General features: G+C 38.9%; 18 protein-coding genes. 2 read left to right on the top strand and 16 right to left on the bottom strand.

Annotated features, from left to right (window positions below):
* Positions 1–31: 31 nt before the first annotated feature.
* Positions 32–871, bottom strand: coding sequence for a M15 family metallopeptidase (locus tag NSU19_RS08725; protein ID WP_063389695.1), 840 nt, complete (start codon positions 869–871; stop codon positions 32–34).
* 236 nt (positions 872–1,107) lie between these two features.
* A complete protein-coding gene (deoD, locus tag NSU19_RS08720; RefSeq protein ID WP_066250301.1) occupies positions 1,108–1,812 on the bottom strand; it encodes a purine-nucleoside phosphorylase in 705 nt (234 codons plus the stop codon).
* 162 nt (positions 1,813–1,974) lie between these two features.
* On the opposite strand from deoD, the gene NSU19_RS08715 reads away from it, so the two are divergent.
* Complete coding sequence (locus NSU19_RS08715; RefSeq protein ID WP_339197155.1) at positions 1,975–3,156, top strand: IS701 family transposase; 1,182 nt, start codon at positions 1,975–1,977, stop codon at positions 3,154–3,156.
* Positions 3,157–3,282: 126 nt separating this feature from the next.
* Here the strand turns inward: NSU19_RS08715 and NSU19_RS08710 are convergent, their stop codons facing one another.
* The 13 genes from NSU19_RS08710 to ypmT form a co-directional block, all read right to left on the bottom strand.
* Positions 3,283–3,591 (bottom strand): YodL domain-containing protein, encoded by a 309-nt coding sequence (locus tag NSU19_RS08710; RefSeq protein ID WP_063389740.1) that lies wholly within the window; start codon positions 3,589–3,591, stop codon positions 3,283–3,285.
* A gap of 79 nt (positions 3,592–3,670) precedes the next feature.
* Positions 3,671–4,273 carry a phosphatase PAP2 family protein gene (locus NSU19_RS08705; RefSeq protein ID WP_339199797.1) on the bottom strand — a complete coding sequence of 201 codons (603 nt, stop codon included), beginning with the start codon at positions 4,271–4,273 and terminating at the stop codon, positions 3,671–3,673.
* 1,013 nt (positions 4,274–5,286) lie between these two features.
* Positions 5,287–6,057 carry a sporulation protein gene (locus tag NSU19_RS08700; protein ID WP_063389692.1) on the bottom strand — a complete coding sequence of 257 codons (771 nt, stop codon included), beginning with the start codon at positions 6,055–6,057 and terminating at the stop codon, positions 5,287–5,289.
* Positions 6,058–6,867, bottom strand: a complete 810-nt coding sequence (locus NSU19_RS08695) for a protein kinase (protein ID WP_327855926.1) — start codon at positions 6,865–6,867, stop codon at positions 6,058–6,060.
* A gap of 2 nt (positions 6,868–6,869) precedes the next feature.
* Positions 6,870–7,058, bottom strand: coding sequence for a hypothetical protein (locus NSU19_RS08690; protein ID WP_327855925.1), 189 nt, complete (start codon positions 7,056–7,058; stop codon positions 6,870–6,872).
* Between the two features lie 175 nt (positions 7,059–7,233).
* Positions 7,234–7,848: a hypothetical protein gene (locus NSU19_RS08685; RefSeq protein WP_261308781.1), complete on the bottom strand. Its 615-nt coding sequence runs from the start codon at positions 7,846–7,848 to the stop codon at positions 7,234–7,236.
* A gap of 148 nt (positions 7,849–7,996) precedes the next feature.
* The gene (locus tag NSU19_RS08680; protein ID WP_066250287.1) at positions 7,997–8,224 is read right to left on the bottom strand and encodes a YozE family protein; all 228 of its coding nucleotides are present in this window, start codon (positions 8,222–8,224) and stop codon (positions 7,997–7,999) included.
* Between the two features lie 218 nt (positions 8,225–8,442).
* Positions 8,443–9,441, bottom strand: coding sequence for a biotin synthase BioB (gene bioB / locus NSU19_RS08675; protein WP_339199794.1), 999 nt, complete (start codon positions 9,439–9,441; stop codon positions 8,443–8,445).
* 124 nt (positions 9,442–9,565) lie between these two features.
* Positions 9,566–9,715 (bottom strand): YjcZ family sporulation protein, encoded by a 150-nt coding sequence (locus NSU19_RS08670; protein ID WP_082829556.1) that lies wholly within the window; start codon positions 9,713–9,715, stop codon positions 9,566–9,568.
* A gap of 365 nt (positions 9,716–10,080) precedes the next feature.
* On the bottom strand, positions 10,081–11,019 hold the full coding sequence (locus NSU19_RS08665) for a magnesium transporter CorA family protein (RefSeq protein ID WP_063389686.1): 939 nt from the start codon (positions 11,017–11,019) through the stop codon (positions 10,081–10,083).
* A 293-nt stretch (positions 11,020–11,312) separates the two neighbouring features.
* Positions 11,313–12,284, bottom strand: a complete 972-nt coding sequence (gene msrB, locus NSU19_RS08660; protein WP_063389685.1) for a peptide-methionine (R)-S-oxide reductase MsrB — start codon at positions 12,282–12,284, stop codon at positions 11,313–11,315.
* Positions 12,285–12,449: 165 nt separating this feature from the next.
* Positions 12,450–13,655, bottom strand: coding sequence for an MFS transporter (locus tag NSU19_RS08655; RefSeq protein ID WP_339199791.1), 1,206 nt, complete (start codon positions 13,653–13,655; stop codon positions 12,450–12,452).
* Between the two features lie 151 nt (positions 13,656–13,806).
* Positions 13,807–14,001: a protein YpmT gene (ypmT, locus tag NSU19_RS08650; RefSeq protein WP_063389739.1), complete on the bottom strand. Its 195-nt coding sequence runs from the start codon at positions 13,999–14,001 to the stop codon at positions 13,807–13,809.
* Positions 14,002–14,173: 172 nt separating this feature from the next.
* Between ypmT and NSU19_RS08645 the strand changes: the two genes are divergently transcribed.
* On the top strand, positions 14,174–15,553 hold the full coding sequence (locus NSU19_RS08645) for an RsmF rRNA methyltransferase first C-terminal domain-containing protein (RefSeq protein WP_339199789.1): 1,380 nt from the start codon (positions 14,174–14,176) through the stop codon (positions 15,551–15,553).
* A gap of 32 nt (positions 15,554–15,585) precedes the next feature.
* On the opposite strand, the gene NSU19_RS08640 is transcribed toward NSU19_RS08645, so the two are convergent.
* Positions 15,586–16,164: a YpmS family protein gene (locus tag NSU19_RS08640; protein WP_327855922.1), complete on the bottom strand. Its 579-nt coding sequence runs from the start codon at positions 16,162–16,164 to the stop codon at positions 15,586–15,588.
* Positions 16,165–16,169 lie beyond the last annotated feature (5 nt).

The raw sequence follows: 16,169 nt of genomic DNA, 5'->3' as shown, positions 1-16,169 counted from the left end.
AATCAATCCCGCTTCAGCGGGAGAGCTTCGGTTAAATTTTCTTTACTTTTTGGAAATATTCTTCAAGTGTTAAATTATTTTCATATATGACTTTTGCAGCTTTCTTTCCGACGTAGCGAATATGCCAAGGCTCATACTTATATTTTGTGATCGCTTCTTTCCCTTTCGGATAGCGGATAATATAGCCAAATTTATGGGCGTTTTGTTGAAGCCATTTTCCTTCCTTCGTTTCCCCAAATTTTTCAGTAATTTGAAAATCTACACTTTCACTCGTCACATCAATAGATAACCCTGTCTGATGCTCACTTTGACCAGGTTTTGCTACTGCTTGAACTGCTTTTTGCTCCCCTTTTTGTTTTTTTTCTGCTTCAAACAGCTCAACCTGCCGATCATACGAACGAAAGCCTGAGGCTCCGAAAAGAATCACGCCGTCTTTTTTCGCAGCTAGAAAAAGCTGTTCAAGTGCCGCAGCTGCTTCCTTGCGCAAATAACGCTTCGGAACATCCGCGTCCCCGAATGAAAACTGTATGTTTGGCACTGTCAAATCATTTGGTTTATAGTCGACAGGAAGGAAAAAATCTTTATTGACAAGAACTAAAATATTGTCAGGATTTTGAATAACGGGTTGACCGTTAACCGTTTGTACGACATTAAAATATTGCTCCTCAAGCAAAAATTCCGGATCAATTTGTTCTGTTTGGACGGTTTTTTCCGTTGTTTGGACTAGTTCTTTGTTTTCTACTGTTTTTGCTTGCGGTTCATTCTCTTCAACATAGTCGCTTCCATGAAAAAAGGGAAGCTTATCAAATGGCATTGAGCATCCGGCAAGCATCAAAGCTGCAAGAATCGTGACTGCGATGATTTTATGCATAAAAATTCCCACCTTGTATAATCTCTCACTCCTATTTTAACACTTGTCCAAACAGAAGAAAAACGGTTCTTACATTATAACTTATCATAACGTTCAATAAAAGAAAGGAGCAGATGACGATCTTTCAAAAACTAAAACAAGAGAGTGGATGTAATAAATGGAGCTAAGCCGTTTCCTTCAATTTTTGTGAACATGTTTTAAAAAATAAAAAGCGGCATGACGCCGCACATGCCGTATTATTCCTGTATAGCAGCTTCAAGAGCGATTTCAACCATTTCGTTAAAGGTCGATTCCCTTTCGGCAGCAGATGTTTCTTCCCCAGTCAGGACATGGTCGCTGACCGTTAAAACAGATAATGCTCTTCTGCCGAATTTCGCAGCAAGTGTATAAAGAGCAGCCGTTTCCATTTCAAGTGCCAAAATTCCGTATTCAGCCCATTTTTCGTGCTCCGCTTGATCATTATAGAATAAATCCGTCGTGAACACGCTTCCGACTTTGACGTCGATTCCTTTTGATACTGCAGCATCATAAGCTTTTTTCAACAAATCAAAATTAGCGGTAGGCGCATAATCAACAGAGCCAAACGTTATGCGGTTCATTTGGGAATTCGTTGATGCGCTCATAGCTAAAATGCAGTCTCTGATGTGGACGTCTTTTTGAATGGAACCGCAGGAGCCAACGCGAATAAGCGTTTGCACATCGTACTCTTGCATGAGTTCATGAATGTAAATCGAAATCGATGGAACCCCCATTCCTGTTCCTTGGACAGAGATGCGCTTTCCTTTGTAAGTTCCGGTAAAACCGTACATTCCTCGAACTTTGTTGTAGCATACAGCATTTTCTAAAAAAGTTTCCGCAATATATTTGGCCCGAAGGGGATCACCGGGAAGCAATATTTTGTCAGCAATCTCGTCTTTTTTCGCACCAATATGAATGCTCATGTTATCAAGCCCCTTCATTTAAAAATAATTGAAGTAATATTCAGTAGATGAGCAAAATCACTAACATAAATTTACATCGAAACAAAAAAGGAGACATGAACCCGATTCCTTGGTTAGAATAGATGTGCCAACAAACCATTCACACAAGGAGGTTCATGTCTCATGAATAGATTAGCACATCATCAAGGAATCCACAAGTTTTTCACGATGTTGGGGTTGGCACTTTATTTTTCAAAACCTGTCATGAAGCATCTCGTTCATATCGTGGATGCGATGATCACGAAAGGCTTTTCTGGAACGTTGACCGATCTTCATCATTGGAGCTTTCACCCCAATCATCGAACGACACTCAGCCATTTTTTCACGAAAAGCCCTTGGGATGAAGAGACGCTGCTTGGCAAACTCCAGCAATGGATGCTTCATCGTGTCGAACGGATCGCCAAACAGAAAAATCAACCCCTTTTTGTTTCGATCGATGATACGATTTGCCAAAAAATCAAGCCTTCGTCACGGGCAACGCACGCCATTCAAGGGTGTGATTGGCACTATTCTCACACAGAGAAAAAGTCGATCTGGGGACATTCTCTTGTTTGGCTCATGGTTCATACGATGACCCAGGCTTTTCCCTTTGCGTTCCGCCTCTACGACAAGGCGGCTGGGAAAAGCAAGGGGGAACTCGCGATCGAGATGCTTTCTTCTTTGGATGTACGCCGTCCCGTTTATGTGCTGATGGATTCGTGGTATCCATCGCAAGCGCTCGTGGAAGCCTGTCTGAAAAAAGGATTTCACGTCATCGCGATGCTCAAAACGAACCGGATTCTCTATCCGAAAGGCATCGCCATCCAAGCCAAACAGTTTGCCCGCTATATCGAACCGAACGACACCCATCTCGTCACGGTGGGAGAAGAGCGTTATCGCGTGTATCGCTACGAGGGATCGCTGAAAGGTCTCGATGATGCCGTTGTGTTGTTGGCTTGGAAAGCCGATCAGCCGATGACACCCGAACATCTTCACTGCGTCTTGAGCACCGACCGGGAGCTAAGCGATGAAGAGATCTTGCGCTACTATGCCCAACGTTGGTCGATCGAATGCTTTTTTCGACAAGCGAAAGACCAGCTGAAGCTCGATGGGTACCGTGTTCGTCATCGTCGGGCGGTGAAACGGTATTGGATCTTGGTGCAACTCGCTTATGTGTACAGTATGGTCGAGTCCAACCGGGATTTCTCTACTGGGCTTGATCTTCTCCGAACGAAGAAAGGGCATAGTCTCGTCGAGTTCATTTACCATGCAGCGAAGCAAGATATTCCCATTGATGTTGTCAAAAAACAGCTCCATGTGGCATAAGGGGTACCCTGTTTGTCTCTTTTGGTATGGTAATTATTGTTATGAAAATTGCTCATCTACAGTAATATTATCATAACATAGCAGATTTTTCATGAGAATCCGTGCAGCATATTTTGCATCCTCCAATCACCGGACGTGAATGCGGTGAATTTTTTTCCACCCGCCGGTCACTAATTTATAATACTTTGTTCCATTTTTTCCTTCATCAATAAAAACAATGTCTCCTGTCCAAATATAACGTCCGTTATAATCCGGAGGGATCGCTTCCGAAATATTAAATTTCCGAAAAATTTTTTTGAGCACTTCCTGATGATTTTTTGCACGGACAGTTAAGCGGTATACGGGTCGATACCCTTTTTTCTCCCCGATGTTTGGTGTTTGAAAGATGGTCACATCATAATCGGTCGATGGATTAGACAATTTAAGAAGATTCAGTGCCAACCTTGTCCCCTCCAAATACAATTTTCCAAACTTATTTGCTGTCAATGGAGGGAATTCCTGCTGCGAATGTCAACTACTTTTGTCGAACCTTTTCTGATATTGTCAAGATAAACATAAGCCAGCACAATCCAACCGCAAATCCCGCCAAAACATCTGTTAAATAGTGAACTCCCAAATAAATTCTGCTTAATCCAATCAACAGACATAAAATACTGGAAACAGCAAAAACGACCCGCTTTCCTTTTTTTATGCGGGTGCTGATTAAATAAGCGATCAAACCGTAGACAGCTGTTGAATTCATCGTATGACCGCTTGGAAAACTGTAGCCGGAAATATCGGTCAGTCGATCAAAATCAGGGCGCTCTCTTTTCACTATTTCTTTTATCATTTCATTCATCCAACGAACTCCGTATAAATTTATGTAAAGAATAATGAACGTGATCCATTTTTTTCGAAATATATAATAAATACTTATGAAAATAGTGGCAGGGAGAAGAATATGATATGAACCAATTTCTGTAAAAAAGAACATAATGGAAGTAAATGGATCATTTCGAACCCCTTCGATTGATTGAACAATTGTATCGTCAACATGGCGAATTGTCTCATTTTTAATCGCAAAGGAACTCGTTATCAAATAAAAAAGCAGGATGAAAAATATATATGTTTTATTCATCTAAGGCAGCGAAGATATGCCACTTTTTAGCGAAAGTGGGAAAGGTAATCGCTTTTTCCTCCCTTCGTTTCGTTGTATTTCTTAGTATAGTAAAAAATAGGAAAAACGCAAATCATTTAAAACGTCTTATTCTTATTATCGCTGATATTCGAAACAATTTTTGCTGAAACCTATGATAGAATGATAGTTGGGGAGGTGGTGGAAAACAGTGGATAAAAAATACATCCATTCATACTATTAAATTTGTTGATCAATTCGATCGTGTTGAGGATGTTTGCTTATGACAATTACAGCGAACATAATATAGGTTATAGCATCACTTTTACAGTCTTATGTATATTTTTTGTTTTCTTAACTATTTATGGGTTCATGAACAATAGTAAAATTAACCGAGCAAAGCAATAAAAGAATGATGCTTCTTTTTGATGTTAAATAGTAGTGATGGCCGCCTTTTAATAAGGTGGAGGAGAATTTCCTTTGCGTGCTGCTGGTATTTTCTTATTCAAGTTAAGAAGTTTACTGTTGCCGCGCATTGATAAATCCGTTCATTCATCTTTTCAAGAGAGTGTGTGAACTGGATACATTTCCTTCCGTCTTTATATACATAGAGAGCTTTGATTTTTAAGTCCTTCATCGCCATAAATTTTTGATAGCTGGCTTCTATTTCTGAGCAGCAAAAGCAGAGGGGTGACGATATGTGCTGCCCAACACCCCTTCCATTTTCGCAGCCTTAATGCGCCCTCTTCCTCCCATTTTGGGTTGGTCCGATTTTATCGCGGCCACAATAAATTTAGCTAGTTAAAAATGCCGCGTAATTTGACTGCACAGCTACTTTGACAGCTTTTCTAAACGGAATAGTCTTCTCCGTTGTCGCTAATATGAGAGCTTTGTTATACACCTACTTACGCCATAACCGACTGATTCTATTCCCCGTCGGATTTTATGACAACAGCCTTTTAAATTGGACATGATTGAAAAATTTTCATACAAAAAAACTAGGCTCTCCTTGTTTATCAGCTATATTGGCGAATGATATTGATAAGCTTGCTATCAAGATTCGGCACGTCCTGCCTGCTTACACGAACTCGAACGTAGCTTTCATCCAAATCTAGCGCTTCGGCGAGAAACCCGGAAAGTCCTCTTGCTCTTCGATCAATTTCCATAATCATTTCAATATCGTGTTCGCCTATCGAATAGAAAACAATTTCAAGCTCCTTTAAACGGCCTCTAAATGGACCGGAAGTCGGATAAAATTCAAACTCTTGAATGAACGGTAGCCTTTTTCTTAAACGATATGGCGCTGCTTCATTTTCAACTTGAAGGAGCTTAAATCCGATTCGGTTTATACTGTTTAATACTTCCTTCATTAAGCCGCCGGGAACAACGTCGATATAGTCCGTATCTTTCGGATCGATCGCTCCTTTAATATCCAATCCGGTATGAATCCATACTTTGGATGCTCCGATAGTAATTGGAGTATCAAGCGGAAGCTGAAATGAAAACGGAATTTCTTTCGTTTCATTCGGCAGTATGACGAAAGGTTTATTGATTTGTATTTTAGCGATTTCTGCTTGCCTCTTCTCTCTACGATCATCTACTTCTTTTATATAATGCGTAAGAACGGACAAGTAAATTTCGTCAATTTTTTGTTCAACGTTTCCTCCATTAATGACAACAATGCCTTTCACCTCTTCGCCGGGATAGAACGTTGAGGAGGTAAGCTTCGTATCTACTTTTGCCGCTCCAATCCCAATGCCCGCGAAAATTTTATTAAATAGAGACATTTATTCTCCCCCTATTTCGGAATTTTTCTGAATATCCTCTAGAATCTCCTCTGCTGATCTGTATGAACCATCCATTCCAAACAGCTTTTTTATAATATTCTTTGATTCTACGGAAATATCTAGCTCCTCTTCCCAACTTTTTTCTTTTTTTCCCTTTTGATCAAATGATGAATAAAGCAAAAACAATACGAAATGCCCCAGCGCATAAAAATCCGTCTGAAAGCTAATTTTACGCATCCTTTGCTTTTCCGGCTCCCATTTATGAAAACTCTCCTCTTCTTCATCTGTAATCAAACGGGACAAGCCAAAATCAATGATGGAAATACTGTCGTTGTAAAGAAGAATGTTCGGTATTCTTAAATCACGGTGGACAACGTTTTGATCATGTATATACTGGACAACTTCGAGAATTTTTGTTAAATAATGAAAAGCATCTTTTTCGGAATATTTTTTTCCAAATTGAAAGATTAATTGCTCAAATGTTAGCCCTTCTTTGTATTCCATGACAAGATATTGATGGCTACCATCATTGATTTCAGCATATAAAGCTGGAACGGCAGGATGACTTAATTTTTGCAATATTTCCCTTTCTTTTTGAAAAGGCCGTTCACCCGTTGTTTTTCTTCGCTTTCGGAGCTGCTTCAAAACGACTTTTTGATGTGTGGACAAATCTTCTGCAAGATACGTGATTCCGTAGCTCCCTACTCCTAAAAATTTTTGGACTACGTATCGATCAATAACAGATCCTGGTTTATGCAGCCGCTCACCCCAAAGCGGAAACGGCTTCCAAAACTTTTTCCAAACTTCCATCATCAGCTGCTATACGAACCGGAAAAGAATCCAAACCCAGAGCGATGTTTTCTTTTATAATAATGATGGCCGTAAGAAGTTGGATCATGTTTGTATTTTGACTTAGGATAATGCTTTTTGTGGTAGTGGCTGCTGCTGGAATAATGGTAAGGGCGATGGCCTAAAAACGATTTGATGAATTTTTTCAACATACACCTTTTCCCTCCTTCTTGTATTACTTGTTTTTACGAAAAAAATCTGTATTGGTTTCAGTTTAAAAAATTTTTTGAATAAAAAGATTGGAAGACCTGGTAATCTTCCATTCCTCTATTTCTATTACTTGTCATCCATTGCAGTTTTTTCATTAGAAAATTTTTCAAAAAAAGATCATGGTAAGCGGCTCATTTTTTTCAAATATTGAATGACAACGTCCATCATTTCCTTATATTTTTTATCCCCAAATAAATCGTAAAGACCTTTGTAATCATTATACAGATCAAGGAGGGAATCAATGATTTCCTGCTGCATAGGCTTTGTTTTCTTTTCGTTTTTTTGGCTGTTCATCGGAGCAGAAGCATTTTTCTGTGCGTCCATCCCAGCAATATGTTGGATAATATGAATATTTTGCAAATGTTGATCTGCTTCTTTTTTCGAAACGGCCAGCTTTAATTCATCCGCAGATGATTCCATCCATTCCCCGTCGCGCACCCGCACTAATTCATAAATCACTTCCTCCCACGCATCGTCTTTATATCTCCACAATTCCGTCCGGTACCCGACAATTTTGAAAATTTCATCACCATAGCCTTTCACATAAACAAGATCTCCAATTCCAAACATCAGTTCCACTTCAACCGTTTCTGACTCAAACACAGTCCCATCATATTCTGATAAAAACTGTAATGAATGTTCAAAATATAAAATTTCACTGTAATTGATTTCATATAAAAACTCTTCGTCCATCGTATGGATGTTTGTAATCGTCCCCAAAGTACCGTACAAAGTAATAACGACTTGATCGCCAATATTGAACTTCGGTTTTTTTCTTTTCAGTATGAAGGCACCCCCTTTAATGCCATCACTCTTTCGATTATCACATTATATGCATCATCAACTTGTTTGAGTTGGGCGGACTATCTTGAAGGCTCAGTCAATGTTTTTGTTCAATCAATTGAACATATTTTTCCCAAGCTTCATCAAAAACAGACATGTTTTCCAAATATGATCCATTTAATTCCAAGTAAGTGCTGAGTTCATCATAATCAGTTGAATTTTTCGGAAAGCTGTGGTCAAGATAAGCATCGTTTGCAAACTTGCTGATTTTGTCCTTCGGTTTAGGATGTCTGAACGTCATCAAATAATGATAAAAAGAACTCATATTTCCACCTTCCTAAAAAATTTGCTTGTTTCATTATAACGTTTTGATAAATTTTCGAAAATAAAAAAACCGCCTTATTATGGAGCGGTTTTAAAGAGAAAACATGCTCTTTCTTCAGCTGCAGCTGGAAAAAGATTTTTTATTGTTTTATAGAATGGACCATATTTATTCTACACTGATTAAAAAACAACGATCCATTATGCCAAGACACCGTTTCCTTATTGAACGGTTTCTGGAAGCGGATTTAAGTCAATCTCAAAGCCTAAATCTTTTAACATTTCGTGATCTTTTGACATTTCCTGTCCTTCAGTTGTTAAATAGTCTCCGATAAAAATAGAATTAGCCGCATATAACCCAAAAGGCTGCAGCGAGCGCAAGTTTACTTCCCTTCCTCCGGAAATGCGTATTTCTTTTGTCGGCAGCATGTAGCGGAATAAGGCAAGCACCTTTAAACAATATCGAGGATTAAGATTATTTTCTCCTTGCAACGGAGTTCCTTCAATAGGATGAAGAAAATTAACCGGAATAGAATCTGCGTCGATCTTCTTTAAAGCAGCAGCCATTTCAATAACATCTTGTTTCGATTCACCCATCCCGATAATCACACCGGAGCAAGGAGAAATCCCTGCACGTTTGACTTTGTCAACTGTGTTTACGCGATCTTCATATGTATGACTAGTGACTATATGTTCATGATATCTTTCTGATGTGTTCAAGTTATGATTGTATCGATTGACACCAGCTTCCTTCAATCGTTCCGCCTGTTCGCCTTTTAAAATTCCTAAACATGCGCAAACCGTCAAGTTGTATGTATCTTTTATTTCGCGTACAGATTCGCATATTTTTTCTACCTCATGGTTTGTAGGCCCTCTTCCGCTTGCAACGATGCAGAAAGTTCCAGCTTTCAACTCTTGTGCCCGTTTGGCCCCCTCTAAAATGGCTTCTTTTGAAAGCAGCGGGTATTTGTCGATCGGAGCCGTTGATACGGAAGATTGGGAACAGTAGGAACAGTTTTCAGGACAATATCCTGATTTTACATTCATGATCATATTTAACTTCACTTTATTCCCGTAAAATGCTTTTCGAATCTTGTAAGCACCATGCAGAAGAAGCAGCAATTCTTCATCAGGACAGTCCAAAATTGCAGCAGCTTCCTCATAAGTTATTTTATGTCCAAATAGTACGTTTTCGGCTAATTCAACCCAATCGATTCTCATTTCGTAATCCCCCTTTTCTGTAATACTTAAATGGTAAAAAAAGAAAAGATATATGTCAACTATTTTTTAAATTAAGTTTACATAAAATACAGATAAAAATCCTGCCCGAACAGGCAGGATTTTTTTATTTTACATAAGCGCAGCCGACAATGATCAAAAGTATAAATAATACTACGATCAAAACGAATGAAGATCCGCAGCCATATCCGGCACCATGTACCGGATAACCGTATCCATGTCCACAATGGTGAAAATCGTGATGGTGAAAATGCATTTGCCCCACTCCTCATTTTTTAATCTAGGTTTCAGTTTACATTATGTTTTTTTGGACTTTCAGGTATGTGCACATGCCTATTTTTCCAAATTCTTTGGAACAAACGCCCTGCAGTTGGAAATTGGAAACACCAGTTGTGCAAGCGGGCAGATGATATCGTCCTATAAGAAACATGAGGAGGAACTTCATCTGCGACCGCATTGTGATTGTCTTAAAAAATCAATTTTACAAATTTTAGATTATTTGAGATTACTATAGACATGGCAGCGGTCAACGAAAGAAAAGGAGTGGGCAAATTCGTCTTTTTCCGACATAAGCTGCTACTATTAGTTCAGAGTCATCTGACCAGTTATGGTTGTACAAGTTTAAAAATATCTTTTTTTCCAAAAAATATAAGCTGTTAAGCTTGACATGAGCAATGAAATGGAAATGGGAATAAAAAACGCAAAATGATGATTTTGAAACGGTATCGGCACATTCATTCCATACAAGCTCGCTACTAATGTCGGAATAGAGATGACGATCGTAATTGCCGTCAAAAATTTCATGACAATATTGACATTGTTGGAAATGACTGATGCAAATGCGTCCATCATTCCGCTTAAAATACTTAAATATACCTCTGTCATTTCAATTGCTTGTTTGTTTTCGATAATGACATCTTGCAAAAGATCTTGATCTTCCTCATACATTTTCAAGTAATTTAATCGCAGCAGCCTTTCCATGACAATATTATTGGATTTCAGCGATGTCGTAAAATAAACTAAGCTTTTTTCCAGACTGAGCAATGAAAAAAATTCTTTATTTTTCATCGATTGATGAAGCTCTTTTTCTACTTCGCTCGTTTTGCGATTAATTTGTTTCAGATATCGCAAATAATATGTTGAAGTTAAATATAAAATTTGAAAAGCAAAACGCGTTTTCATAAACGTATAAAAACCTTTAACTTTGTTTCTGGCAAACTGTTCAAAGATTGGGTTTCCTTGCAAACATACTGTAATAAAACAACTGTCAGTAATGATCATTCCGATCGGGATCGTTTCATAAAACGTTTGCCCGATGTCATCTACCGTGATAACTGGAATGTCAACAATAATCAACACATTGTGGTCCTCTTTTTCAATCCGGGATCTTTCCTCATCATCCAGTGCATCTTTAAAAAAGTCTATTGGAATTTGCAGCCGTTCTGACACGAAATGAACTTCTTCCTCAGTCGGTGCCACCATGTTGATCCAACAACCGTTTTGAATATCTTCAATTTCCTTCAATTGGCCGTTCGCGCTTGACATATAAATGTTCAGCATGCTTTAACCTCCTTTGCTAGAGGCAGTCTGCACGCGCAAGAGTGTCATCGCTTACGAACAGCGCCTCTTTCCGCATACATACTGCCTTACCTATCTCGGGTCCGTCCGGATCTAAAAAAGAACCGCTATTCATAAACGATTTTCACCCTCCTTCATCCATAAAAATTCAACCTAATATATGATACTAATTTTGTTTTACGATGTATATAGGTTTTAACGGAATTTTACATAAATTTGAACATTTAATAAAAAAAGGGCACATGTTTTTGTGCCCATTCGTTTACATATAATCTTTACTCTGTTTGATCGTCTTCAAACAGTTTTTTATATTCACCATAGCCTTCTTGTTCGAGCTGATCTTTCGGGATAAAGCGAAGCGCAGCCGAGTTAATGCAGTAGCGAAGGCCTGTCGGTTCTGGACCGTCAGGGAAAACATGTCCAAGGTGCGAATCCGCCGTTTTGCTTCTAACCTCTGTTCGGATCATGCCGTAAGATGTATCTAATTTTTCGACGATCTCATGCTGATGAAGCGGTTTTGTAAAACTTGGCCATCCGCAGCCTGAATCAAATTTATCGAGCGAGCTGAAAAGCGGTTTTCCCGAGACGATGTCGACATAAATCCCTTCTTCTTTATGATCCCAATATTCATTTTGAAATGGAGGCTCCGTCCCGTTGTTTTGCGTCACCTCATATTGCATCGGAGTCAATCGTTTCTTCAGCTCTTCTTTATCCCAGTCGCTCCAATGCTTGCGTATAAATTCATCCCGTCCAGACGCTTGACGATACCGTTTGTAGTGAAAAGGATTTTTTTTGTAGTAATCTTGATGATAGTCTTCGGCTGGGTAAAAAGGTTTTGCCGGCAATATTTCGGTCGCAATCGGTTTTTCAAAACGTCCGCTTTTTTCTAAAAGCTCTTTCGATTGTTCCGCGAGCTCGCGCTGTTCCTCCGAATGATAAAAAATAGCCGTTTTGTAAGATTCTCCCCTGTCATAAAATTGTCCGCCCGGATCAGTCGGATCAATTTGCTGCCAAAATATATCCAGAAGCTTTTTATATGGAAACACGTTCGGATCAAAGGTAATTTGCACAGCTTCCACATGACCCGTCGTGTGCGAGCACACTTCTTCATATGTCGGATTTTCCTTATGTCCTCCCGTATATCCGGAAACAACCTTAATAATTCCCGGAAGCTCATCAAAAGGCTGGACCATGCACCAGAAGCAGCCACCCGCAAAAGTAGCCAATTCATATTTTTCATTGCTCATCATTTTTCCCTCCCTTTAGCTAATTTTCCTGCCTGCTCATTCTCATCGCAAAAGTAAAGATCAACTTGTCCTTCCTACAATACATTATAAAACGATTAAAAAGAACAAAACAATTGATTTGCAACTCAAGCATAGCGAAGTGCAAAAACTAGTATATTCGTTCCATTAAGAATTTTTCCTTTTTTGCTCCATGTTATCACGAAATGGCCATAACGCTGCCATCATGAAGGCTAAAAGCAAAACGATGGAAGCTAAAACGTATGGAAAATCGACGTCGATATCAAACAAAATTCCTGCAATCGCAGGACCGACAATGTTTCCTAAACTTGTATAAGTAGAGTTCATGCCGGCAATAAACCCTTGTTCATCTCCTGCCATATTGGATAATAGAGTGGTGACAGCTGGTCGAAGAAGATCGCATGCTAAAAATACAGCAAACGTTACAGCCATAATGAAAAAGTAGCCGTCAACTAAGGTTGACAGAAAAATAAAGACGGAAGCGCCTAATAAACAAATTTCAATCAACCTTTTCTCGCCAAGATACTTCACTAGCTTGTCAAAGAAAACGATTTGGGCGATGAGTCCAAAAATCGTTCCTGTTGTTATGACGATGGAAATATCTTTCGGTGAAAAACCGAATTTTTTATCGACAAACAAACCGAACATCGTTTCATATGCGGAAAGGCCAAATGCTAAAACAAACACGATCAATAGCGGTACAACATACGGAGGTTTGATCGATTTGCTTAATTCGCTGAAAAATTGAAGACGAGTTTGTTTTTCATCTAATTGTTGAATGCTATCATTTGGAAGCGGTTCTTTTAAAAGGAGAATGGAAAAAACGGCTGCGACAAGCGCAATAAATGCCGCAAGAAAAAACGGCACCCGAATGCCGAATTCTGCTGCAAATCCTCCGATGCCGGGCCCGATCATAAAACCTGCGTTAATGCTGGCAGACAAATATCCAAGCGCTTTCGGCCTGTCCTCTAAAGTGGTGATATCTGTAATAAACGCAGTAACAGCGGGCATAATACATGCCTCGCTGATTCCGCCAATTATTCTTGAAATCAAAAGCAAGAAGAACGCAGAACCTATTGCAAATAAAAATTCGGATACAGCAAACAAAACTAAACCGATGACAATCATAATCTTTCTGCCAAAACGGTCAGTAAAAATCCCCGTGACCGGCGAGGAAAACAACTGGGCAGTTGAAAATGCTGCTATGAGATATCCCATATAAACGCCCGATAAATTTAGTTCATTCATATAAGCAGGCAAAACCGGAACAACGAGTCCGATTCCTAAAAAAGCGATAAAAACATTGCAAAGCAGTAATATGAGGGAGATATTTTGTTTATTTGAACGTAACATGATAACTTCACCTGCATATCTTTGACTTTAAATTTTTATGTATCAAGAATCAACTACGATGTAAAATTTTTACTTTTACAGGAAAGAAAGAAGGCGATCCATCAAAGGACGTTTTTCATCCTTCTGGATCCCCTTTCTATCTCGCTTTTCTTTAACTTTTATGCTCGCGCAAATGAAGTACATATACAGCAATGCTTAAAAACAAGGCGCAGTAACCGACATTTATGTAAACTTTGTCTAAATTGTAATCTAAGTTTCCAGCAAGGTATTGTTTATATGCCATACCGCCAAAATAAACAGCAAGGAGGAACATGACGATGCTAGCAATTAAATATATTTTTTTCAAATACATCACCCCTACACCAAATTCCCTTGCTTTTCTTTTTCTATAAAAATGTTTCATCTCTAACAATTTATTTTCTCTTATCTTCACCTCTCCGTCAAGAATTCGCCAGAAAGAATTTTCGCCATTATGTTTCATATTCCGCTATAATATTTTAGGAAAGGAGATCTGAAATATGGCATTACCTGATGATTTTTGCCGGAAAATGAAACAATTGTTAAAAAATGAAGCAGATGATTTTTTTTCTGCTTTGCGAGATGAACCGATCAAGGGACTGCGCTTCAATCGTCTAAAAATAGAAAAAGAAACGTTCATTCGGAAAATACCTTTTTCTCTTTCTTCAGTTCCCTTTTGTGAAGACGGATTTTATTACGATGAAAAACAAGACGAGCCCGGAAAACACCCTTTTCATGCAGCTGGGCTCTATTATATACAAGAACCGAGTGCTATGGTTCCTGCTGAAGTGCTTCAGGCAAAACCCGGAGAAAAAATATTAGATTTGTGCGCTGCGCCAGGAGGAAAATCGACGCAAATTGCCGCGGCGATGGAAAATGAAGGAATTCTTATCTCAAATGAAACTCATTTCAAACGAGCGAAAGCACTATCGGAAAATATTGAACGTTTCGGAATTCAAAACGCTATTGTGATAAATGAACGGCCCGAAAAACTGGTTCAACACTTTCCGAATTATTTCGACAAAATTTTAGTTGATGCCCCGTGCTCTGGAGAGGGAATGTTTCGAAAAGATGATAACGCCATCGAATTTTGGAGCGAGGATCTTGTTGAAAAATGCTCGTACACGCAAAGAAAGCTGTTATCTTTAGCGTTTCAAATGTTAAAACCCGGCGGAACTCTCGTCTATTCCACCTGCACGTTTTCTCCTGAAGAAAATGAACAGGTTATTGAGGCATTTGTAAGCATGCATCCAGAAATGTCTCTTGTTGAAATTCCTAAACGTGAAGGTTTTGATCGAGGAAGAGTGGAATGGACAAAAACGAATTTTGAAGAAATTTCAAAATGCATCCGCCTTTGGCCGCATAAAATCAAAGGTGAAGGGCATTTCGTTGCGAAATTAATCAAAAATGGCGAAAACAATACGAGAAGCAGCGTTTCATATTTAAAATCAAATGTCAAAAAACAGCAATTAGCTGAGTTTCAGCAATTCGAACATTCTTTTTTAAAGAAAAGAATAACCGGGGCATTTTTCTTGAAAAAACAACAGCTGTATGTATTACCTGAAAAATGCCCAGATATTACTTCGTTGAACGTTTTGCGGGCGGGTCTCCATCTTGGAGAAATCAAAAAGAAACGATTTGAACCGAATCATCATCTTGCCCTGTCACTCACACCAAATGATGTGAAATACAGTTATTCCTTCTCAACGAACGAAAAAGATTGGCAGGCTTATTTAACGGGAGAAACGATTTCATCTCCATTGGGTGTAGACAGGGGATGGATATTAATGACAATAGACGGCGAATCGATCGGTTGGGGAAAAGAAACGAAAGGAACCATTAAAAACTTTTATCCAAAAGGTCTTCGTGTTCAATTTTGACAAAACAAAAGCGGGTTTTGATACCCGCTTACTTATTTGAGAGGGAGCGGAACATACAAATTTGCTGAAATTACACCTTCCTCCAAATCAATTTTTTCAGCTTGAATTTTAGACCCGTTTTCCAATGACAGCTGATCAAGAAAGACTACAATCTGGCGATTTTTTGCATCAATCTGCACTTCTTTTGGAAAGTGGTATTGGGAATCAATATATTTCAACACATAAGAAACCGGAACGGAAAGTCTCCCAACCGATAAGCTTTTCACCTTTAAAATGACGTTTCCCTGCTGTACACTCGGTTCAAAAGACATGACCATGTCCAAATCCCGGCCGAAAGCGAGAAGGCTGCCGTACAGTTTAATATCATCCGTAATTTCAACCCAGTATGTGAGAGGCTGATGAACGGCTTCCTTTTTTAAATAATCATTGATGACCTTAGTTACTGTCTGTTTATCTGTTTCCACTTTAAAGACAGCAAAATCTTTACTACCTTCCGCTTCCTTTTTCAGAGGCGGCTTTTCCCCAGGCATAAGCAGAAGACCAGAGGAGATGAGAATAATCAAAAAATTGGAAAACAACAAGATAAAAAATGCAAGCTTCCATTTATTCATTTACT

Source organism: Aeribacillus sp. FSL k6-2211, from assembly GCF_037966125.1.
In the GTDB taxonomy this organism is placed as follows: domain Bacteria; phylum Bacillota; class Bacilli; order Bacillales; family Aeribacillaceae; genus Aeribacillus; species Aeribacillus composti.
This window is presented reverse-complemented; position numbering and strand designations above follow the sequence as displayed.